Genomic DNA, 23,941 nt, shown 5'->3' on the forward strand with positions numbered 1-23,941 from the left:
AGAAGGGGTGTTATCATGGGCGATATTTTAGTTGAAGAATATAGGGGAGATATTTTAGAATGTGTGCATAGAGGATATATTTGCTGTGTAGATGAATACGGACAAGTTATTTACTCTATAGGTGATCCAAATTTTGTAACTTATATGAGGTCATCAGCAAAACCAATACAAGTGATTCCATTAATAAAGAGAGGTCTCGAGAAAAAATATAACCTTAGCAATAAGGAGATCACAGTTATGGCGGGATCTCATAGGGCAGAACCTTTTCATGTTAATGTACTAGAATCTATAATGAAAAAAGTTAAGGTAGAGGAAGAGGAGTTAATATGTCTACCTACATATCCATTAGCAACGAGTGCTAAAGAAGAAATATTAAGACAAGGTGGAGAAAAGAGACGAATCTATCATAACTGCTCAGGGAAACACATGGGAATTTTAACTTTATGTACTGACATGGAATGTGATAAAAAAGACTATTGGAACATTAATAGTCCAGCTCAACAGGAAATACTTTCTCACATTTCAATGATTTCTGGATATCCAAGAGAAGATATAAAGATTGGTACAGATGGTTGTGGAGTTCCTGTATTTGGTATGCCTATGAAAAATTTAGCTAAGGCGTATATGACTATGGCATGTCCTGACACCATTGAAGATGAGTTAACAAGAAATGCTGTTATAAAAATTACTAAATTAATTAATGAAAATTATGAGATGGTTTCAGGAACTAATCTAATATGTTCCCTACTTTTAATGGATGATAATATTGTGGCAAAGGGTGGAGCTAAAGGTGTATATTGCTTTGGCTTAAAAGAAGAAAGACTTGGTTTTTCAATTAAGATAATTGATGGTTCAGAGGATGAATGGCCTTTAATTGTAGCATCAATTTTAGAACAAATAGATTATAAAAATAAGGATACAATAGATAGAATAAGGGACATATTCCCAATTGCTACAGTTAATGACAATAACAAAATAGTTGGAGAAAGTATTGTAAAGTTTAAGCTAAAATAGATAAGCATATTTCTAATATTAAGTTTACCTAAGGAGGTTATATATTTTAATATGTAAATTTAGGTTTATAAGTAGATTACAAATTAAAAGGTATTAGGAGGTAATTAATAATGAAAGAAAAGGTGTTAGTAGAGGTATGTTGTGGTTCCTTAGAGGACGTTATAATAGCTAAAAAAGTAGGAGCACATAGAGTAGAGTTAAATTCTAATATGTTTTTAGGTGGTATAACACCATCTATAGGAACTATTGAGGAGGCTAAAGCTTTAGTAGATATTCCTGTCATGGTAATGATTAGGCCAAGATGTGCTGGATTCTGCTATTCTGAATATGAAATTAAAACTATGGAAAGGGATATTAAAGCAGCTGTAAAAGCCGGTGCTGATGGGATAGTTTTTGGAGCATTAAAAGAAGATGGCACAATTGATATAGAACTATGTAAGAGATTTATGGATATTATTGGAGATAGAGAAGCAGTATTCCATCGTGCCTTTGATGTAGTTAAAGATCCTTTTGCAGTTTTAGATATTTTAGTTGACTTAGGTGTAAGAAGAATCCTTACTAAGGGACAAAAAAATACTATAGAAGATGGGGCTAAACTTTTGATGCAACTTATGGAATATGCTAAAGGTAAAATAGAGATACTTCCAGGTGGGGTAAGACTACATAATGTAAAATGGATGATTGAAGATATGAAGTTTAATCAACTTCATGTAGCTTCGTTTACTAAAAGAAAAGATTATTCAACTCAATGTCATCCAGAGGTTTATTTTGGTAGCCCATTGAATCCAAAAGAAATCGACTATGATATAGCTAATTATGATTATCTAAAAGAAATGTGTGATAATATTAAGATTATTACTAAAGCTAATTGTATTAAGTAAACTTAAATTAAGATAAGGTTTAATATCTAACTGAAAATTAGAGCTCTATTTATATAAAAATAGTTATATACTAACTTTATAAAGAAGGAAAATATAACAATATCAATGCATAAAATGGGATAAATAAAAAATTGCTAAAAAAATTTTTTTAAACTACTTGTATTTTATATACAAGTAGTTTTTGTTAATTTAGCCTAAAAAATAATAGTATATATCTCTATCTAATATGAGAAAATATGATTAAAAGCATTTAACGATTTATATTGAGGAGGATTAATATGAAGAAATTAAAATATTCTTCTATGGTTGTACTTATACTTATCTTTGTATTTTGCACCTTCAATCTAGCTTTAGCTGAAGATGAGAAGAAAGCTGATTCCAAGGAAGATGTAAAAAAAGTAGTTTATTTAACTTTCGATGATGGTCCTACTAATAATACCATAGAAATACTAAAGGTTTTAGAAAAAGAAAATGTTAAGGCTACATTTTTTGTTATAGGTGAACTAGTTGAACAAAATCCAGATATATTAAAGCAAGTTCAAGAACAAGGCCATGAAATATGCGTACATACCTATAACCATAAGAAATGTATATATTCGAGTAAGGATGAATATTTGTCGGACTACAACAAAGCTTTTAAGGCTATTACTGATGTTATTGGGCATGAACCTTCAAAATTCATGAGAATGCCTGGAGGCTCTAGCACTACCGTAGCTGATAAAGGCACAATAAAAGCTATAAGAAATGAATTATGTGATGAAGGATTATATTATGTAGATTGGAACATATCTATTGAGGATGCTTTGTCAACCAATGTTCCTGTAAAAAAACTTCTAGCTACCTTTCAAAAAGAGCTTAAAAAAACGTATATAGATCCTAATACTGCTATAGTGCTAATGCATGATGGTAGTTCAAACTGTACTACTCCTAAAGCATTACCGTCTATAATTAAATACTTTAAAGAAAATGGTTATGAATTTAAGAATTTTGGAGATATATCAGAGGAAGAATTAAATCATCTTTTAAAGCAAAGACAAGTAAACAAATATAATCAACAAAAGCAAACGGATGATCATAAGCCTAAATCTAATGTTTCGAAAGATAAAAAGTAGATAATTCTAGTATATTAATTTCAGTATGTACGATTTTTGTATCTTTGAGTATTATGACTCCATCTAATGAAATAAATTCTGATAAAGAAGGTTTGTTTATATATACTAGATGTGGTAAAGTATATAGATATGTTATAGTTACAGGAAAATTAATTTGTTAAGAATGTGGTCATATATATAAAGATAGAAGTACTATAAATTATGTATTTATGAAGTGTAAGAACAATTACACAGATATAAAATAATTATAATTACCATAAGTATAAAAGAAGGGTTAAGTATAATATACTTAGCCCTTTCCGTTTATAAAAATGATCATATGTAAGCTTCAATAAATTAAATTCATTAAATTTTTACATGAAAATTATCATCTGCCGCAATTTGCTTTAATTCAAAAATATCAAATTAACATAAACCATCCTTATGATATTTAGTTTATTTTCTACGTAAGTAATAATCACAATTAAATTTTATAGACAAAATTATTTGGGTTATAATAAAATTTGACAAAGAGTTAAAGGTGTGCAATATTTATGTATATGATTAATGATTTTAATTATTATTTTACATAATTAAAATGTAATTACTTTATTTTTAATGATATTAAAATAAAGAGTAGGAATTATAACTGATAAATTATTTTATTAAGGATGTAGATATTTATGAGTAGTGTTTTAAAGAATTTAGACGATGGTAAAGGTAAATCTATAAGAGAAGTAGTTCTTCAAGAACTTAGAACAGCTATATTCACAGGAGATATAAAACCAGGTGATAGGTTGGTGGAGAATAATATAGCTACAGCTATGGGAGTCAGTAGAACTCCAGTTAGAGAAGCACTAAGACAGTTGGAAAGTGAAGGATTAGCTATAAATATTCCTAGAAAAGGAACTGTGGTTAAGGGGATTTGTATTGAGGATGCCATAGAAATTTATGATATACGTGAAGTATTAGAAGGCCTTGTTGTAAGAGGAGCATGCTTACATATTTCTAGAATTGAGATAAGAGAGTTGAAAGAAATAATAGAAGATATGAAAAGCCTTATTGAGAATAATGAAGAAAAAGAATATGTAGAAGTTCATAGTAGATTTAATAGGATAATTTTAGATGCTTGCCACAATAAAAGATTAATAGCACAAATGGAATATATATATGAGTACTTACAAAGCCTAAGAAAGGTTAGTTTAATGACTAAGGAAAGAAAGCTAGAGGCACTTAAGGAGCATATAGAAATTGTAGATGCTATAGAAGTAGGAAATGAGGAGCTTGCTGAAGAAAGAGCAAGAGCTCATGTTAGGTGTGCTAAAAAATCCTTCCAAAGTGCTGTAGCTAAGTAAATTATTTAGATAGATGTCTAAATAATTAAAATATGTAAAGTAAAAAGAATTGTTAATACTAAGTTGTATTAATAATTCTTTTTATTTTATAAGAAAAATTATCTAGATCATAAAATTATGAAAAAATTAAAAAAATATTTAGATTTCTATTGATTTTCATAAATTAATTGTATACACTATAATAAAGATGTATACAAAATGTGTTGATAATATGAAAAGGAATACAAAATGCATTAATATTTTTAATCAGGAGGCGTGAATATGGAACTTAAAACAGTAGCTAGCGCTGGTACATTGGAGTCCAGTGATATTCAAATTATAATTGAACCTTCAACTGCTGGAATAGAAATTACTCTAGAAAGTACTGTTAAAGCACAATTTGGAGAGGAAATAGAAGCAGTTATTAATGAGACTCTTAACTCTTTAGGGGTAAAAAATGCAAAGATATTTGCTAATGATAAAGGTGCAATCAACCCTGTAATTAAAAGTAGAGTACAGACTGCAGTTCATAGAGCAGCTGAAAATAAGGAATATAAATGGATGTAAGGGGAGATTAAGATGGAGCTAAGACGTTCAATGTTATTTGTTCCTGGAAACAACCCAGGAATTATAAGAGATGTACACATATACAAACCTGATTCAATAATGTTTGATTTAGAAGATGCTATTGCAATAACAGAAAAAGATGCTGCAAGATTTTTAGTACACAATATGCTAGAAAGTTTTGGAGATTATTATAAAGAGTTAGGCATAGAGACGGTAGTTCGTATTAATGGCCTAGATACAGAGTTTTGGCAAGAAGATTTAAAAGCAGTAGTAACAGGTGGAGTTGAGGTTGTTAGGATTCCTAAAACAGAAACTGTCGATGATGTTATGACTGTAGATAGAGAAGTAGAAAAAATAGAAAAAGCCTGTGGAAGAGAAGTTGGCTCCACTAAGATAATGGTAGCTATTGAATCAGCTCTGGGGGTTATGCATGCCTTTGATATAGCAAAATCTCCTACTAAAAGATTAATAGGTATGGCTTTAAGTGGTGAGGATTTTGTAACTAGTATGAAAACTACAAGAACTCCAGAGGGAGATGAGCTCTATGTAGCAAGAGGAATAATTGCTATGGCCGGTAGAGCGTGTGGTCTTGAAGTATTAGATACAGTTTATTCTGATGTAAATAACGATGAAGGATTCTTAAAAGAAGCAAATCTTATCAAGAGAATGGGATATGGTGGTAAATCACTAATTCATCCAAGACAAGTTGAACTTATACACAGTGTTTATACTCCAAGTGAAAAGGAAATTGTTAAAGCTAAAAAGATAGTAGATGCTACAGCAGAAGCATTGAGAGAAAATAAAGGGGTATTTACTGTAGACGGTAAAATGATAGATAAACCAATTATAGAAAGAGCTCAGAGAGTTCTAGAACTTGCTAAAGCAGCAGGAGTTTTAATTGGAGGTGAAGATAATGAGTAATAGAGTAAGTAAGGAAATATTAAGTACTATTCCAGGATATGAAAATAGGAAAGTTTATGAAGCCCCATTTGCTAATCAGCCAGAGGGAACTATGGTTAAAAGTGACAGTGAAAATTTAAAAGAGCAAGTAAGAAGAACTAAAGTTGTAGAATCTTTAAAAGTTGCTATAGAAAAATGTGAAATTAAAGATGGAATGACAATCTCTTTCCATCATCACTTTAGAGCTGGAGATAAGCTTTTAATGATGGTAGTAAATACATTAGCAGAAATGGGTGTTAAAAACTTAAGAGTGGCATCAAGTTCTTTAACTAGTGCTCATGATGACCTTGTAGCTCATATAGAAAATGGTGTTGTAAGCAGAATTGAAAGTAGTGGACTTAGAGGAAAACTTGCTGCAGCAATATCAGAAGGAATACTTGGAAATAATCCAGCGGTTATTCGTTCTCATGGTGGGAGAGCTAGAGCAATTGTAGAGGGAGATTTAAAAATAGATGTAGCATTTATTGCAGCTCCATCTGCTGACTGTATGGGTAATGCCAATGGAGTAAAAGGAAAATCTATATGCGGATCTTTAGGTTATGCAAAGGTAGATGCTGCTTATGCTAATAAAGTAGTTGTAGTTACAGATACTTTAGTTGATTATCCGAACTTCCCACAAAGTATACCTCAAACTCAAGTTGACTATGTAGTTGTAGTTGATGAAATAGGTGATCCAAAAGGAATAATGTCTGGAGCAACTAGATTTACATCAAATCCAAAAGAGCTTTTAATGGCAAAAAGAGTATTAGATGTAATGCTTGCATCTGGAAGATTTGTAGATGGATTCTCAATGCAAACTGGTAGTGGTGGAGCATCTTTAGCAGTTACACGTTTCGTTAAAGAAGAATTAAAGAAGAGAGATATTAAATTAAGCTATGCTTTAGGTGGAATTACAGGACCTATGGTGGATCTTTTAGAAGAAGAACTTTGTGATACTTTATTTGATGTTCAATGCTTTGACTTAAAAGCTGCAGAATCTATTGGAAAAAATGAGAAACACATAGAAGTTAGTGCTGACTTTTATGCTAATCCATTTAATAAATCAGCAGCAGTTAACAAATTAGACTTTGTTATCCTAAGTGCTTTAGAAATAGATACTGATTTTAATGTTAATGTTATATCAGGTTCTGATGGTGTTATTAGAGCTGCATCAGGTGGACATAGTGATACAGCAGCTAATGCAGAAATATCCATTATAGTTGCACCTCTTACAAGAGGAAGAATTGCAACTATAATTAATAAAGTAACTACTGTTGTTACTCCAGGAAGTACAGTAGATGTAGTTGTTACAGACCATGGTATTACTGTAAATCCAAGAAGACAAGATCTAATAGAAAAGTTTAAAAAGACAGGTCTTCCATTAATAACTATGGAAGAGTTGAGAAGGATTGCTGTTAAGCTAATAGGAACTCCAAAAGAACTAGAGTTTACAGATGAAGTAGTAGCAGTAATAGAATATAGAGATGGAAGTATTATAGATGTAGTTAAAAAGCTTAAAAAGTAAGCTGAAATATTATCTTTGAGAAAATCTTTAAGCACATAATTTATTAACCCTACTAAGCTTTACTAAAATATAGTGAAGCTTAGTAATGAAATTATAAAATTTAATTTTAGGAGGATTAATTATGCCAGAAAATCTTATTGGAGAAAAAAAAGGTCCGTTTAAAGTATACGGTATGCCCTGGTACATTTTTGCAGGAGTTGCAGTAATAGTGTTCTTTGCAGCAATTAAAGGATACTTACCTAAAAACTCTGTAGGTGCCTTTGCATTATTATACTCAGTAGGTATACTGTTTGCAATGATTGGAGACAGAATTCCAATATGGAAAGAATATGTTGGAGGAGGTCCTATCCTTGCTTTCCTCGGCTCAGCAGCATTAGTTTACTGGGGAATAATACCAGAAGCTAGCGTTGAAACTGTAAAAATATTTATGGATACAGCAGACTTTTTAGACTTATTTATAGCAGTACTTATAACAGGATCAATATTATCAGTTAATAGAAAATTACTTATGAAAGCTTTCCTTGGGTACATTCCAGCGATACTAGGAGGAGTACTTGCAGCTTTCTGTCTCGGAGCTTTAGGTGGAGTTATATTTGGAATTCCAGTATCAGAGATAGCTACTAAGTATGTATTACCAATAATGGGTGGTGGTACTGGAGCAGGAGCAATTCCTATGAGTGAAATCTATTCAAGTGTTACTGGGGGAGATCCGGGAGCATGGTTATCATTTGCTCTTTCAATTCTTACAATAGCTAATATCATAGCTATCATAGCTGCTTCTATATTAAACAAATTTGGCGAAACTAAAGCTGGAGCTAAATTTAACGGACATGGTGAATTAATAAAAAAGGCAGAAGATATATCTAAATTAGAAGAAACAAGAATAGTAAAAGTTACAGCTAAAGAAGTTGCAGCAGGATTAATTCTTGCATGTACATTCTATGTATTTGGAAATATCTTATCAAAAACTTTAGTTATACCAGAATTCACGTTAATGGGAATTAATGTGAAAATTGATATTCATAGATTTGCTTGGATGGTTATTTTGGTAGCCATAACTAACGTGGCTAATATAATTCCATTAGAATTAAAAGAAGGGGCTAAGAAGCTTCAAGGATTCTTCTCTAAACAATTCCTACTAGTAGTAATGGTTGGAGTTGGTATAGCTATGACAGATCTTGGAGAGCTTATAGCGGCATTTAGCTTTGCTAATGTTATTATAGCAACTTTAATAGTTTTAGGTGCAATCCTTGGATCAGCACTTGTAGGTTGGTTAGTAGGATTCTATCCAATAGAAACATCAATTACAGCTGGATTATGTATGGCAAATCGTGGAGGATCAGGAGACGTTGCAGTTCTTACAGCAGCAAATCGTATGGATTTGATGTCCTTTGCACAAATTTCTTCTCGTCTTGGTGGAGGAATAATGTTGATATTAGCAAGTATAGCCTTTGGAATATTCTTCTAAAATCAGTTTTGAAAATAAATATAAAAGGAGTGTTGATGTCAACACTCTTTTTATATTATGATACAATGTAAGTATTAAATGTAATTTAACTTTAGCGAAGATTAATATTTTAATGAAACTAAGTTGAAACTATGTAGGATAAAGTTACTAGTTTATCTTCAACTTAAAATATAAGAAATTACTATAGGACTAGGCATTAAATAAAATGGTCATTAACTTATAATGGAGTGAAAAATATGGGGAAAAAGAAAAATAGAAAAACCAATAAAGAAATTCTACAAGAAGCTCATGCAGAAGGAATGTTTATTGAAGCTGAAGAAATGGCTAAAGGTAAAAAGAAGTATGAGTTTAGAAGTGGATTTGATACTATATTATCAGTAATCATAGTAATTATTGCATTATTAATAATATCTTTTGTAAGAAGATATTTTAACCTATAAAGTCAATAGTATATATAATTTATAAAATGAGGTGAAAAAATGTATTATAGTACTCAGAAAATAAATCTTAAATCTAAAATAGAAGCAAATAGAGTTAAGGAATTTTTAAAGAGATTTGACCTTAAATATGAAGATGTAGATTATACTTTAATCATAGAGGAAAATGGTGATATAATAGCTACTTGTTCTAAAAAGAATAATATAGTTAAATGCTTTGCTGTAAGTGAAGACTATCAAGGTCAAGGAATATCTAACATCCTTATTACAGATATAACTAATAAACTTTTTGAAGAAGGAATATATCATAATTTTATTTTTACTAAGCCATCCAATAATTTCCTCTTTGAAGGACTTGGATATAAGGTCATAGTTGATACAGACAAGGTAAGTTTACTTGAGACAGGAAATAAAAATATTAATAGTGAGCTGGATAAGGTAAAGAAAAATTATAATATAAATAAAAACGAGCATTATGCAGCTCTAATTATGAATTGTAATCCATTTACATTAGGTCATAAATACATAGTTGAGAAAGCAGCTAAGGAAAATGATAATGTAATAATATTTGTAGTAGAAGAGGATAAGTCATCATTCCCATTCAAAGTTAGATTTCAGCTTATAAAGGAAGGCGTTAAAGATCTTGAAAATGTAACTGTAATACCGGGTGGAGATTATATTATATCGTCAGCTACATTTCCAAATTATTTCTTAAGAAAAGATGATGATATTTTGAAGGAATATACTAAAATCGATGGAAATATATTTGGAAAATACTTTTGTAGGATATTAAATATAACTAAAAGATATGTAGGTAGCGAACCTTATTGTAATGTTACTAATACTTACAATGAAACTTTAAAAGCGGTATTGCCTAAATATGGTGTAGAAGTTGAAGTTATAGAAAGATGTAAAATAGATAATAAAGCTATAAGTGCATCTAGAGCAAGAGAATTACTCAAAGAAGATAAAATAGAAGAAGTAAGAGAATTAGTACCAGAAACTACTTATGAATTTCTAAAGACTAGATCAGGAAAAGAGATTATAGAAAAACTTAAAGTTAGAGACTTACCTCATTAGAAGTAAAATATTAAGTATAGTTTATAATGTGAGAATACAATTTAATGGTATAAAGTTAGCTTTATGAAATTAAATTTATCTTAGTAAGGAAGGGGAAGGTGATAGGATAATAGTTCCTATCCTTACATTAATATGAATGATATAAATGATATAGAAATAAATGAATTTTTGAATCAGAGAGAAAAAAGGGTACTTCATCAAGAAAAACTTCTTAAAGATATTGAGGGAGGAACTACTCTTGCCACTGTAAGAGTAAATTATCCAGGTATAAAAAAGTCAAATTATATTACAGATAATATTGCTAAGATAATATGTGAAGATATATATTTATTTTACAATAAAAATATAATCTATAAAGAAGTATATAAGAATAAAGAAGGTGTCATAGGACATTTTATATTCGATATTAATCATATTGAAGTAAAAAAGAAACTTATATATATGGAAGAAAACCATATATTAGGGAGATGTGTGGATTTAGATGTATATTACATGAATGACAGCAACGATATGATGCCAGTATTACATGGAGTATCTAGAAATAATATAGGTCTAAAGCCTAGAAAATGCTTTTTATGTGAAGAAGAAGCTAGAATATGCTCTAGAAGTCAAAAACATAGTATTGAGGATATAAAAGAATATTTTACTAAAAAGTATGAAGAATATACAGGTTATATAGAGAAGAGAAATAAATTAACCTATGAAATATCTCAACTGGCACTTAAAGCAATGATTACAGAGGTATCTACTATGCCTTCCTTTGGATTAGTATCACCTGTTACCCAGGGATCACATAAAGATATGGATTATTATACATTTTTAGATAGTAGCTTTGTCATAGCTCCTTTTATAAAGGAAATGGCATCTACAGGATACAGTTATGAAAGTCCTAAAAATATTTTTAAAGCCATAAGAGTCATTGGAATAAAGTGCGAAGAGGAGATGTTTAAGGTTACTAAAAGAGTAAACACCCATAAGGGTATGATATTTTTAATAGGAGTAGTAGCTGCTGCCATAGGTAAAGCACTTTATGAAAAACTAACCTTTGAGAAAATTGAAATTATATTAAAGGATATGTGTGAAAATATATTAGATGACTTTAAGGATTTAGATAAAAAGAAAGAATTAACTCATGGAGAGAAGCTATACTTGAAATATGGTTTTATTGGAATTAGAGGAGAAGCTAAGGAAGGTTTTTCAAACATTTTCCATGAAATATTACCCGAGTATGATAATTCTAAGCTTAAAGGTAATAATTTATATTCTCAAATATTGCTTAAGTTAATAAGTAAAGTAGAAGATAGTACCGTTGTACATAGACAAAACATAGAAAAACTTCATGAAGTTCAAAGATGTGCTAATGAAATTTTAAATTTAGGTGGCTTCAATACAAAAGAAGGAACTGAGGCAGCTTATGACTTCGAAAAACAATGCATAGGTGAAAATATAAGTCCTGGAGGTTCAGCAGATCTATTGGCGCTAGTTATATTTTTGACAGAATCTAAAAAGTTTTTTGCATAAACTTTATCTTGATATAGATGTAAACTCTTAAAGTAGATGTTTTTAATGTATAAATAATATTAAATACATCTATTTTTTATTACCTTTTAGAAAGATTATGATGAAGTAATAAATTTTTTAAAAAGATTGAAGGATAGAAATATATATGGAGTTCAAGGCATAGAAAAGAATTAGAATAATATTTTATACAACTAATACAGTTAATATAAGTAATATGATTTATAGAAATAAATTATAAAAAATTATTAATAATTTATATTGAAATATTTGAAAATTCAGTATAGAATGTATTTGTGATAATAATTTAACAACCGTTACAGGGGGGAAAATAATGAATACATCATTTGATTATGCTCAGTTAGATACTATATTAGAAAATCATGGATATAGTTCTACTAATATAATTGCCATATTACAAGATACTCAAGAAATCTATAGATACCTTCCAGAGGAAATATTTCCATATTTCGCTAAGAAGTTAGAGGTGAGTGAAGCTAAGATTTATAGTGTAGCTACATTTTATGAGAATTTTTCCTTGGAACCAAAAGGAAAATATGTAATAAAAATATGTGACGGAACAGCATGTCATGTAAGAAAATCTATACCAATATTAGAAAAGCTGCAAAGCCAATTAAATCTTTCAGAAAATAAGGTTACTACAGATGATTTAATGTTTACAGTGGAAACGGTTTCATGTCTTGGGGCTTGTGGGTTAGCACCAGCAATAACAGTTAATGACAAGGTTCATGGAGCTATGACTCCGGAAAAGGCAGTGGAACTTCTAAAAATGCTTAAGGAGGACAAATAGTATGCTTCTTAATAGACATGATTTAATTAATATAAGAAATACCTATAAAGAGAGTTTTCAAAATGAAAAAGTAAAAATTCTTGTATGTTCAGGTACTGGTTGCATAGCGGGTGGTGCATTAGATATATATGATGAGTTTGTAAGAATAATGAAGGAAAAGGATATAAAATGTGAGGTTAGATTAGAGAAAGAACCTCATGATAAATCTGTAGGAATTAAAAAAAGTGGTTGTCACGGATTCTGTGAAATGGGGCCTCTTGTAAGAATAGAACCATGGGGATACTTATACATAAAGGTTAAGCCGCAGGATTGTGAAGAAATAATAAATAAAACAATTCTTTCTGGTGAATGTGTAGAAAGGTTAGCTTATAAAAAGGATGATAAAGCTTATAAAACCCAAGAGGAAATACCTTTCTATAAAAAACAAACAAGATTAGCATTAGAGCATTGTGGTCATATTGATTCTACATCTATAGAAGAATACTTTGCTATAGGTGGATATTCTGCTTTAGAAAAAAGCTTATTTGATATGACAGCAGATGAAATTATAAAAGAAATTGATGAATCCAACTTAAGAGGTCGTGGAGGCGGTGGATTCCCAACAGGGCGTAAATGGTCTCAAGTAAAACGTCAACCTGAAGGTGAAAAGTATATTGTATGTAATGGAGATGAGGGAGACCCAGGTGCTTTCATGGATAGAAGTATAATGGAGGGAGACCCACATAGAGTTATAGAAGGAATGATGATTGCAGCAGTAGCTTGTGGAGCACAGGAAGGATACATATATGTGCGTGCAGAATATCCTCTTGCTGTAAGTAGGTTAAAAAATGCTATAGAAGAAGCTAAAAAGCATGGAATACTAGGTGAGAATATCCTTGGTACAGGCTTTAATATGAATATTAAAATCAATAAAGGAGCAGGAGCCTTTGTATGTGGAGAGGGAAGCGCCCTTACTGCTTCTATTGAAGGTAAAAGAGGTATGCCTAGAGTTAAGCCACCTAGAACTGTAGAACAAGGTTTATTTGGTAAACCAACAGTACTCAATAATGTAGAGACCTTTGCCAATGTACCTATAGTAATTGAAAAGGGCTCTGAATGGTATAAAGCAATTGGACCAGAAAAGAACAATGGAACAAAAGCCTTTGCTTTAACAGGAAATATTGAAAATACAGGACTTATAGAAGTTCCAATGGGTACAACTTTAAGAGAAATAATATTTGATATTGGTGGAGGAATAAGAGACAGAAGAGAATTTAAAGCTGTTCAAATAGGAGGTCCTTCAGGTGGATGTTTAACAAAAGAGCATTTAGATTTACCATTAGATTTTGATTCCTTAAAAAAGGCAGGAGCTATGATCGGTTCTGGTGGACTTGTTGTTATGGACGAAAATACTTGTATGGTAGAAGTGGCTAGATTCTTTATGAACTTTACTCAAAATGAGTCTTGTGGTAAGTGTATACCATGCCGTGAAGGTACTAAGAGAATGCTTGAAATTTTAGAAAGAATTGTGGCTGGTAAAGGTGAGATTGAAGATATTGATTTATTACTAGAACTTGCAGATACTATATCTTCTACTGCTTTATGTGGATTAGGAAAGACAGCAGCTTTCCCAGTAGTAAGTACTATTAATAATTTCCGTAGTGAGTATGAAGCTCATATTATTGATAAAAAATGTCCAACGAAGACATGTCAAAAATTAAAAACTATCTTTATAGAAGCAGATCTTTGCAAAGGTTGTTCAAAATGTTCAAGAATTTGTCCAGTAGGTGCAATTTCAGGTAAGATAAAGGAGCCTTTTGTAATTGATAAGAACAAATGCATTAAATGTGGTGCCTGTGTTGAAGCTTGTGCCTTTAAAGCTATAAAGGAGGATTAATAGAATGAATGAACAATTTATGATTATAGATAATATCCCGGTAGAAATAAAGGGAGAGAAAAATATTTTAGAGCTTATTAGAAAAGCAGGCATAGATTTACCTACTTTCTGTTATTACTCAGAGCTTTCTGTATATGGAGCTTGCCGTATGTGTATGGTGGAAAATAAGTGGGGAGGTATTGAAGCTGCATGCTCTACTCCACCAAAGGCTGGTATGGAAGTATACACTAATACTCCTAGATTAAGAAAATATAGAAAAAATATATTAGAATTATTACTTTCAAATCACTGTAGAGATTGTACTACCTGTGAGAAAAATACACACTGTAAGTTACAGGACCTAGCTCAACGTTTTGGAATTAAAGATATAAGATTTAATAATACAGCAGAAAAAAGTGAATTAGATAAATCCTCTTTATGCATAGTAAGAGATAAGAGTAAATGTATCCTATGTGGTGACTGTGTTAGAATGTGTAATGAAGTTCAAAATGTAGGTGCTATTGACTTCTTAAAAAGAGGAGCAGAAATGACTGTAGGCGCAGTATTTGATAAACCAATTGGAGAATCAAACTGTGTAGGTTGTGGTCAATGTGCAGCAGTATGTCCTACAGGTGCCATAGTAGTAAAAAATGATACACAAAAGTTATGGAAAGAATTAAGTGATAAAAACACTAAAGTAGTGGTTCAAATAGCTCCAGCTGTAAGAGTAGGAATTAGTGAAGAGCTTGGACAAAAAGATGGCGAAAATGTAATGGGCAAAATTGTTGGGGCTTTAAAGAGAATGGGCTTTGACGAAGTATTTGACACATCCACTGGAGCCGATCTTACAGTATTAGAAGAGACAGGGGAATTCCTTTCAAGATTAGAGAATAATGAAAAGCTCCCTCTATTTACTTCATGCTGTCCAGCTTGGGTTAATTATGTAGAAAGAAATTATCCAGAACTAATGAGTAATGTTTCTTCATGTAAATCTCCTATGCAGATGTTTGGTGCTGTCTTAAAGGAGCACTATAAACATTCTAATAAAAGAATAGTAAGTGTTGCTATAATGCCTTGTACAGCTAAGAAATTTGAAGCTAATAGGGATGAGTTTGAAGTTGAAGGAATAAAAGATGTAGACTATGTTATAACTACTCAAGAGCTTATATCTATGATAAAAGAATCTGGAATTGTATTTTCAGAGATAGAGCCAGAAGCTGTAGACATGCCTTTTGGTGTTAGCAGTGGTGCTGGAGTTATATTTGGTGTTACTGGTGGAGTTACAGAGGCAGTTTTAAGAAGAGTTCTAGATGACAAATCTGTATCTACATTGCGTTCTATAGCTTTTAATGGAGTAAGAGGAATGTCAGGAGTAAAGGAAACTAGTGTAACTGTAAATGATAAGGAATTAAAGATTGCTATAGTTAGTGGTCTTAAGAATGCTGATGACCTTGTAAAAAAGATAAAATCAAAAGAAGTACATTATGACTTTATTGAAGTAATGGCTTGCCCAGGTGGATGTGTAGGTGGAGCTGGTCAACCATTTACCATGTCAGAAGGAAAACAAAAACGTGGAGCAGGATTATATGCAGCAGATAAGATGAGTAGCCTTAAACGCTCAGAAGAAAATCCAGTAATGATATCACTTTATTCAGGATTATTAAATGGAAAAGTTCATAAGTTATTACATGTGAATTACAATAGAGGGGAGTAAGAGCTGTGATAAACGTGAGTGTTTGTATAGGTAGTGCCTGTCATGTAAAGGGTTCTTATAATGTTATAAATGCATTTCAACAGAGTATTGAAGAATATGATCTATCTGACAAAGTAGAATTAAAGGCAGTATTTTGTTTAGGTCACTGTTCTGATGCTGTATCTGTAAAAATTGATAATGGAGAAGTCTATAGTGTATCAGGATTAACAGCAAAGAGTTTCTTCAAAAAAGAAATATTACCAAGAATAAAATAAAGCATTGTTTTAAATTTTAATTGATATATGTCTACAAAAAATAGAGTTTTTTAATCTAGAGAATATAGAAAAACTATAGAATTTTATATAGAACTATTACTTAACTGTTAATTTAAATTTATATATGTGATATAATGATTTGAATATTAATTGTTAAACTTCAGAGATGTTTATAGATATCTCTGAAGTTTAATTTAACTTATATCACAACTAGTTATATTAATAATTTCTATTTATAAGCTATAGGAATGTTATGAAGCTAGTATGGATTAAAATTAAGAATAAATTAACAGGAGCTGATAAAAATGTACGTACTATTTGGTGATAATGTAATTCATAATGATGAGATGAAAGAAATAATAGAAAGTAAGTCAGATTTTAAAGTTATTAAAGACATGACAAAGGGAACTAAAAGAGAAGATGTTCATGCCTTTTGCTTAAGCGTGCCAGTTTCAACTTTAAATGAGATTATAGAAGAGGAGTATGAGGATTTTAACCTAAGTGAAATGGAAGAGGATGACCTTTTTGATGAATATCTTAGTTTAGCAGAAGAAATGGCTTTAGATATGGAGGAGTTTATTCCAGAGGAAGCTATTATAGATGCAAAGGCATATAAATGGGATCAATCCGATAATGATATAAAGGTAATTGTTATAATTGGTAACGATGAAGTAGAAGAAAGAAAACTAAGAGATCTAATGAAAAGATTATTAACTCAAGCAGAATAAAGTAATATTTCACAAAAAATTTACAATATATCCTTTATTTTATATAGATTTGGGTATAGAATATTTTGTACGGGCAAGTATAATAATTTTTATATTAAAATAAAACTATTTAAATTTAACTATGACAATAAATTATTAATACTTTAATATTTAACATTTTGTATTTGGAGGAGATATATATGCTTAAGGAGAATGGAAACATTTCAATTCACACTGAAAACATAATGCCGATTATAAAAAAATGGCTATATTCAGATAAGGATATATTTGTAAGGGAACTTATCAGTAATGGATGTGATGCCATTAATAAGCTAGAGAGATTAGTAACCTTTGGAGAAGCTAATATAGAAGAGAATAAGTACGAAGTCGCTGTATCCTTAAACAAAGATGAAAAAACTATAAAATTTATTGATAATGGTATAGGAATGACTGCTGAGGAAGTAAAAAAATATATTAATCAAGTAGCTTTCTCAGGAGCAGAAGAGTTTTTATCTAAATATAAAGATAAAATAGATGAGGGTAAAGGAATAATTGGTCATTTTGGCCTAGGGTTTTATTCAGCCTTTATGGTGTCTGAAAAGGTTGAAATTGATACTCTATCCTATAAAGAGGGCGCAGAAGCCGTTAAATGGACTTGTGATGGCGGTACAGAATATGAAATTGAACCTTCTGAAAGAAGTTCAAGAGGAACTACTGTTACTCTTCATATAAGTGAAGATAGTAATGAGTTTTTGGATTATTATAAATTAAGAGAAATAATTAAGAAACATTGTAATTTCTTCCCTGTAGAGATTTATCTAATAGATGAAAATGAAAAGAAAGAGGAGAAAGATGCAGAAGAGAATATAGAAAAATCTCCTTTAAATGATACAAAGCCACTATGGATGAAAGCTCCAAAGGATTGTACGGATGAAGAATATAAAGAATTCTATAGAAAAGTCTTCAATGAATATAATGATCCACTATTTTGGATTCATATGAATGTAGATTATCCATTTAACTTAAAAGGGATATTATACTTTCCTAAATTAAAACACGAATTTGAAGCTGCAGAAGGTGAAGTAAAGCTTTATAACAAGCAAGTATTCGTTGCAGATAATATTAAAGAAGTTATTCCAGAATTTTTACTACTATTAAAAGGTGTTATTGATTGTGAGGATATTCCTTTAAATGTATCAAGAAGCTTTTTACAAAAGGATAGTAATGTAGCTAAGGTTTCTAGACATATTGTAAATAAAGTTGCAGATAAGCTTACATCTTTATTTAAAAATCATAGAGATGAGTACAATGGATTTTGGAAGGATATAAATATCTTCATTAAATATGGCTGCTTAAGAGATGAGAAGTTCTATGAGAAGGTTAAAGACATAATAGTTTTTAAAACAACTAATGGAGAACATGTAACCTTAAAGCAATATCTAGAAAATAACAAAGAAAAGCATGATAAGAAGGTTATTTATGTTAACGATGAGAAGCAGCAATCTCAATATATTAAAATGCTAAAAGATAATGGATTAGAAGCAGTAATCCTAAATACCACACTGGATAGTCATTTTATTACTTTAATTGAGAGCAAAGAAGAAGGAGTACAATTTAGTAGAATTGATTCTGATCTAACAGAAATACTTAAAGCTGATGTAAAAAATGAAAATCAAGAAGTAAATAAAGAAATAGAAGATATATTTAAGAATGCTATAAGTAAAGAAGCTCTAAAGATTTCTGTAGAGCCTATCAAAGCTGAAGAAACACCTGCCATGATTACTTTATCAGAGCAATCTAGAAGAATGGCTGAAATGAGTGTAATGTTTGGTGGAGGGGATATGTCAATGTTCCCTAAGGAAGAGACTTTAGTTGTAAATAATACCAATTCACTAATTAAAAAATTACTTAACATATCTAAAGATGAGAATAAAAAGGATTTAGTTAATGAAATTTGTAATCACGTTTATGATTTAGCTATGATAAGTCATGGACAGTTAGAAGCCGATGAAATGGCTAGTTTCATTAAAAGAAGTAATGATTTACTTCGAAAATTAATTGATTAGAAAAATTATATAATTTTATTTTACAAATAGCCTCCTGCTTTTTAAAAGCAGGAGGCTATTTTAAATAAAAAAGTCAAAATAAGTTGTAATAGATTTAATTTAAATGAAATATATGTAAAAAAAGATAATTTTATGATATAATTACATTGTTATAAGTATTAACCTTTTATGAATAAATTTCAAAATGGAGTGGTATATTTTCGATAAAATAAAGACAATTTATCTTTGAGGAGGAAAAATGTATGGATACTATAGGTATAATTGGAACTACGGATATTGAAATCAAGTATATTAAAGAAAGCATAGAAATAGTAAATCAAATTATGTATGCAGGATTCTTATTCTATATAGGAAATTACAAGAATCTGAATATCGTACTATGTTGTGCAGGTATTGGAAAAGTGAATTCAGCAGGATGTACTCAAATATTAATCACAAAATTTAATGTTAAAAGAATCATTAGCACTGGCATTGCTGGTAGCTTAAATCCAAAGGTGAAGATTTGCGATATAGTTATCTCTAATAGGGTTACTTGTCATGATGTAACAAAATCACAGATGAAGAACTTCTTTCCTCACGAAGATGAATTTATTTCAGATGAGCATTTAAAAAGAATGGCTATAAAGGCTTACAATAAGATAGAGCTAAAGGAATGTACCTATCATATAGGAAAAATAATTACAGGAGAAATCTTTGTAGCAGACAATAAATTAAGAAATTCTTTAAGAACAAAATATCATGCAGAATGTGTGGATATGGAAGGTGGAGCCATAGCACACATATGTTATATAAATAAAATACCTTTTATACTTATAAGGGGTATTTGTGATAATGCAGACAACTATGCATACATAGTATATAAACAGCTAGATATGGTAGCAGCTTATAACTCTTCAAAATTTTTAGTGAATTTATTAGAGGAAGCTAATGCAAATAAAATATCTTGATGATTTTCAAGATATTATATATATAAAGAAGTTATTTTAAATCAATATAATTATTTTAAAGTAATTTTTTCATGTATAACACTCTTTATATATGGTAAAGTATTGTATATATAATTAGAAGGAGATAAAGTAAAGGAGAAAAATATATGGAACATGTGAAGCATACTTTTGAACCTGTCTTTGATAAGGACTCGGAGATTTTAATATTAGGAACACTTCCATCAGTAAAGTCTCGTGAAGTAGACTTTTATTATGGCAACCCACAAAATAGATTTTGGAAGGTAATTGGAACATTAACAGGATGTAATAATTATAGTACCATAGAAGAAAAGAAAAAAATGCTTTTAGAAAATAAGATAGCTATCTGGGATACTATAGAATCTTGTGACATAGAAGGTTCGAGTGATTCAAGTATTACTAATGTGGTACCAGTTGATTTATCAGTTATTTTAAATAATAGCAATGTTAAAAGGATATATGCAAATGGAGGAAAAGCATATGAACTTTATAATAAGTACTTATTAGATAAGACTAGAATTAGAATAATTAAACTACCATCAACTAGTCCCGCTAATGCAAGATTTAGTTTAGAGAAATTACTTAATGAGTGGAGTGAAATATTTAAATAGATGTATGAGTACTATGGTTTGCTACATCATTAAAACTTCAATAATCTCAACAATAAAGTAATATATACACTAAAGATTAAGGGGGAAATAAATAGGCGAATGGTTATAGTTTTTAGATTATGAATTTTTGTTTACGTCCCGTGTATATTACTTTGCATTATACCACTTTTATAATCAGATTGCATTTTAATTATCAGAAGATTATGTTTCTTCTAGGCAGCCTAAGCCTAGTAGTACTAATAGATTGAAAGTCCAAGAACATAAAAACATACGAAAGGTCAATGAGGTTTAGCTAATAATCCTTAATCAGGATAAATATAATTACTTTCTAAAATATGTTGTTACTTGTGTATATATTTTGAGTTTTTGGTGTGAAATAGATATGATTTAAATAAATACCATTCAGAATTATTAAAGAAATTTGTCTATAATGAAAATCGAGATGATGATGAAAATGTATTAAGCAATGTAGAAAGTGATGTTTAAGATAAGGAGGATCTATGGGATTTGAAATAGAGAAAAAAGCAGTTATAGAAAGATCATTGGATGATGACATAACTTTTGATTTAGCATCTGTAAATACTCAAGATGAAGATAACATATTAGACATAATGAATTTCAGCAATGTATTAAATGTGTCTGCTAATCCAAGCGACTTATTATATGGAGATTACTTCACTAATAAATATAATAACTTTTCTGATTTAGGAGCATGGCATGGATATTATTTACCTAAAAAGGATGTCAAGAACCTTTATGGAAGTTTTGCAGGACCTGTAATTATAGCAGAAGAATATCCAGTTAATTTAGGTGATACTATAAGTAAAGTTAAAATTACAAATTTGGATAATGGACAAGTCTATGATTTAACTAAAGGGGAAATATCATTTCATTATTATCCAGGTAAATTAGTGCAAGTATATAAGTTAGCAGATTTAAATTTAACATTAGAATTAATATTTGTAACTAATAGAAGTGCATTAATTCAAACTAAGATAGAGAATAATACTAATGTCAATTTAAGAGTTAATTTAAAGTGGGTAGGAAACATATTTAATCAATTTAAGGAAACAGAAACAGGAGCAATACATGAGTTAGGACAAACTTTACAGGTCACTAAAGGTGGGGTTCAAGTTAACTTTTCAAGGTTAAGATGTGCTTCAAGATATTTTTTTACTGAGGAGACTAAGTTTGTAGTAAATTACGAAGGTAATGTTGAAACTGAAGTAAAAGGAAACTCTTATACAACTAAACTTAACGATGTAGTAACTATAGGTGCAAGAGATGCATTTATAACTTATTCAACGCAAACATATACCTTTACTGAAGAGGAGTTAAAGATAGAGCAGGCTAAGCTTCAAGATTTAATAGTAAATCCAGAAGAGTGTTTTACTAAAAGTAATATTCGTTGGCAAGGATATTTAAATAAAACTTTTGCTAATGGTAAAGAGGAAGTAAAAACAACCTATAGGAATACTGTTGTAAAGGCTATTGAAACATTAATAACTAATTGGAGAAGTACAGCAGGAGATTTATTACATGATGGTGTAGTACCGTCAATGTCCTATAAATGGTTCATAGGAATGTGGGCTTGGGATTCATGGAAGCAGGCAGTTGCCACAGCTAGATTTCATGGAGAATTAGCTAAGGATAATATAAGAGCTTTATTTGATTATCAGATAACAAAAGAGGATGAAGTAAGACCACAAGATGCTGGCGCTATAATAGATGCTATATTCTACAACAAAGATGGCACTAGAGGTGGGTATGGTGAAAACTGGAATGAAAGAAACTCAAAGCCGCCGTTAGCAGCTTGGGCTGTTTGGAATGTTTATAAAGCTACAGGAGACGAGTCATTCTTAGAAGAAATGTATTCTAAACTAGTTGCTTACCATAATTGGTGGTACATTAACAGAGACCATGATAAAAATGGTATAGCTGAATATGGTGGAATGGTACATGAGGCTAACAATAGCAAAGAAGAAATCATCTTAGCAGCAGCTTGGGAAAGTGGAATGGATAATGCACCAAGATTTGATGTAAAAGGATATGGTGAAGAGGATACTGGAGTAGATGTATTTGAAAATAAGGATAATCAAGGAAAGCTTTTAGGATACTCTATAAATCAAGAATCTGTAGATTTAAATGCCTATCTTTATGCTGAAAAAGGATTCTTAAAGTCGATTGCTGAAGTATTAGGAAATACAGTAGATGCCAATAAGTATGAAAAGGAAGCTGAATATGTTAGAAAATATGTTAGGGATAACATGTTTGATAAAGAAACAGGCTTCTTCTATGATTTACAAATAAACGCAGATGGTTTAAAGAAGAAATTGTTAGTAAATAGAGGTAAGGGACCAGAAGGATGGATACCATTATGGGCTAAGATGGTAACGGAAGAAGAAGCAAAGCAAGTTATAGCTAATATGCTTGATAAAGATAAATTTAATACCATGATGCCCCTTGGAACAGCCGCTAAGGATAGTCTAGGCTTTGATGAAAGTAAATACTGGAGAGGGCCTGTTTGGTTAGATCAGGCTTTTTATGGAGTTGAAGCCTTACAAAACTATGGATATTATGATGAAGCAGTAGAAATGGTAGAAAAGATGTTTCATAATGCAGAAGGATTAATGGGAGATGGTGCTATAAGAGAAAATTATAACCCATTAACAGGGGAAGGTTTACACACTAAGAACTTCAGCTGGTCTGCATCAGCATATTACTTAATGTATCAAAATATACTAGCTGGGCGATCAACAACTTCACAAGAAGGAATGAAAATTTAAAGTGATCATATGACATTATGATAAAAAAGAAAATATATCTTTCAAATCTATTTTCACTTTTAAGGTTTTATCTAAAAGAAAAGTTTTATCTCCCTCAATTGAATCACATATTATTTAAACATATCAATAAGTAATATGTAGATTCTAAAATAATTGGAAAGAAAAAATAAAAGTAAATAAAACTTAAAGTAGATTCTTTATTATTAAATTTCACCACAATTTCAATAAACAAATCAACTAGTTACTATTTTAATATTAACTAGTTCTATAGGCAACTATGTAATAGTTGCCTATAGAAAATTTTAAAAAGTTAAATAG

The 23,941-nt window shown here is 30.4% G+C and carries 20 protein-coding genes; all 20 read left to right on the plus strand.

The features are described from left to right. Positions 1-15: 15 nt before the first annotated feature. A complete protein-coding gene (locus tag B3W71_RS07760; protein WP_346888368.1) occupies positions 16-1,014 on the plus strand; it encodes an asparaginase in 999 nt (332 codons plus the stop codon). 110 nt (positions 1,015-1,124) lie between these two features. After that, a complete protein-coding gene (locus B3W71_RS07765; RefSeq protein ID WP_346888369.1) occupies positions 1,125-1,895 on the plus strand; it encodes a copper homeostasis protein CutC in 771 nt (256 codons plus the stop codon). A 278-nt stretch (positions 1,896-2,173) separates the two neighbouring features. Continuing rightward, complete coding sequence (locus B3W71_RS07770) at positions 2,174-3,007, plus strand: polysaccharide deacetylase family protein (protein ID WP_346888370.1); 834 nt, start codon at positions 2,174-2,176, stop codon at positions 3,005-3,007. Positions 3,008-3,669: 662 nt separating this feature from the next. Beyond that, positions 3,670-4,341, plus strand: coding sequence for a GntR family transcriptional regulator (locus B3W71_RS07775; protein ID WP_346888371.1), 672 nt, complete (start codon positions 3,670-3,672; stop codon positions 4,339-4,341). A gap of 261 nt (positions 4,342-4,602) precedes the next feature. Then, on the plus strand, positions 4,603-4,887 hold the full coding sequence (gene citD, locus B3W71_RS07780) for a citrate lyase acyl carrier protein (RefSeq protein ID WP_346888372.1): 285 nt from the start codon (positions 4,603-4,605) through the stop codon (positions 4,885-4,887). Between the two features lie 12 nt (positions 4,888-4,899). Next, positions 4,900-5,808 carry an aldolase/citrate lyase family protein gene (locus B3W71_RS07785; RefSeq protein ID WP_346888373.1) on the plus strand — a complete coding sequence of 303 codons (909 nt, stop codon included), beginning with the start codon at positions 4,900-4,902 and terminating at the stop codon, positions 5,806-5,808. Then, positions 5,801-7,351: a citrate lyase subunit alpha gene (gene citF / locus B3W71_RS07790; RefSeq protein WP_346888374.1), complete on the plus strand. Its 1,551-nt coding sequence runs from the start codon at positions 5,801-5,803 to the stop codon at positions 7,349-7,351. The genes B3W71_RS07785 and citF overlap by 8 nt, the downstream gene beginning before the upstream one ends. A gap of 121 nt (positions 7,352-7,472) precedes the next feature. After that, positions 7,473-8,819: a citrate/sodium symporter CitS gene (gene citS, locus B3W71_RS07795; RefSeq protein WP_346888375.1), complete on the plus strand. Its 1,347-nt coding sequence runs from the start codon at positions 7,473-7,475 to the stop codon at positions 8,817-8,819. Between the two features lie 236 nt (positions 8,820-9,055). Then, positions 9,056-9,259 carry a hypothetical protein gene (locus tag B3W71_RS07800; protein WP_346888376.1) on the plus strand — a complete coding sequence of 68 codons (204 nt, stop codon included), beginning with the start codon at positions 9,056-9,058 and terminating at the stop codon, positions 9,257-9,259. Positions 9,260-9,298: 39 nt separating this feature from the next. Beyond that, a complete protein-coding gene (citC, locus tag B3W71_RS07805) occupies positions 9,299-10,336 on the plus strand; it encodes a [citrate (pro-3S)-lyase] ligase (RefSeq protein WP_346888377.1) in 1,038 nt (345 codons plus the stop codon). A 132-nt stretch (positions 10,337-10,468) separates the two neighbouring features. Next, on the plus strand, positions 10,469-11,857 hold the full coding sequence (citG, locus tag B3W71_RS07810; protein ID WP_346888378.1) for a triphosphoribosyl-dephospho-CoA synthase CitG: 1,389 nt from the start codon (positions 10,469-10,471) through the stop codon (positions 11,855-11,857). Between the two features lie 331 nt (positions 11,858-12,188). After that, a complete protein-coding gene (locus tag B3W71_RS07815) occupies positions 12,189-12,665 on the plus strand; it encodes an NAD(P)H-dependent oxidoreductase subunit E (RefSeq protein WP_346888379.1) in 477 nt (158 codons plus the stop codon). A 1-nt stretch (position 12,666) separates the two neighbouring features. Then, on the plus strand, positions 12,667-14,541 hold the full coding sequence (nuoF, locus tag B3W71_RS07820) for an NADH-quinone oxidoreductase subunit NuoF (RefSeq protein ID WP_346888380.1): 1,875 nt from the start codon (positions 12,667-12,669) through the stop codon (positions 14,539-14,541). Positions 14,542-14,545: 4 nt separating this feature from the next. Beyond that, complete coding sequence (locus B3W71_RS07825; RefSeq protein WP_346888381.1) at positions 14,546-16,234, plus strand: [FeFe] hydrogenase, group A; 1,689 nt, start codon at positions 14,546-14,548, stop codon at positions 16,232-16,234. A gap of 5 nt (positions 16,235-16,239) precedes the next feature. Beyond that, positions 16,240-16,488, plus strand: coding sequence for a (2Fe-2S) ferredoxin domain-containing protein (locus tag B3W71_RS07830; protein ID WP_346888382.1), 249 nt, complete (start codon positions 16,240-16,242; stop codon positions 16,486-16,488). Between the two features lie 305 nt (positions 16,489-16,793). Further along, positions 16,794-17,216, plus strand: a complete 423-nt coding sequence (locus B3W71_RS07835; RefSeq protein WP_346888383.1) for a hypothetical protein — start codon at positions 16,794-16,796, stop codon at positions 17,214-17,216. A 179-nt stretch (positions 17,217-17,395) separates the two neighbouring features. After that, positions 17,396-19,261, plus strand: a complete 1,866-nt coding sequence (gene htpG / locus B3W71_RS07840) for a molecular chaperone HtpG (protein ID WP_346888384.1) — start codon at positions 17,396-17,398, stop codon at positions 19,259-19,261. Between the two features lie 242 nt (positions 19,262-19,503). Further along, entirely contained in the window at positions 19,504-20,208 is a 705-nt protein-coding gene (locus tag B3W71_RS07845) for a 5'-methylthioadenosine/adenosylhomocysteine nucleosidase (protein WP_346888385.1), read from the plus strand. Positions 20,209-20,354: 146 nt separating this feature from the next. Further along, positions 20,355-20,837 (plus strand): DNA-deoxyinosine glycosylase, encoded by a 483-nt coding sequence (locus tag B3W71_RS07850; protein ID WP_346888386.1) that lies wholly within the window; start codon positions 20,355-20,357, stop codon positions 20,835-20,837. A 500-nt stretch (positions 20,838-21,337) separates the two neighbouring features. Continuing rightward, entirely contained in the window at positions 21,338-23,623 is a 2,286-nt protein-coding gene (locus B3W71_RS07855) for an MGH1-like glycoside hydrolase domain-containing protein (RefSeq protein ID WP_346888387.1), read from the plus strand. Positions 23,624-23,941: the final 318 nt, after the last annotated feature.

Origin of the sequence: Clostridium sp. UBA1056 (assembly GCA_002316385.1) — a bacterium.
In the GTDB taxonomy this organism is placed as follows: Bacteria; Bacillota; Clostridia; order Clostridiales; family Clostridiaceae; genus Clostridium_J.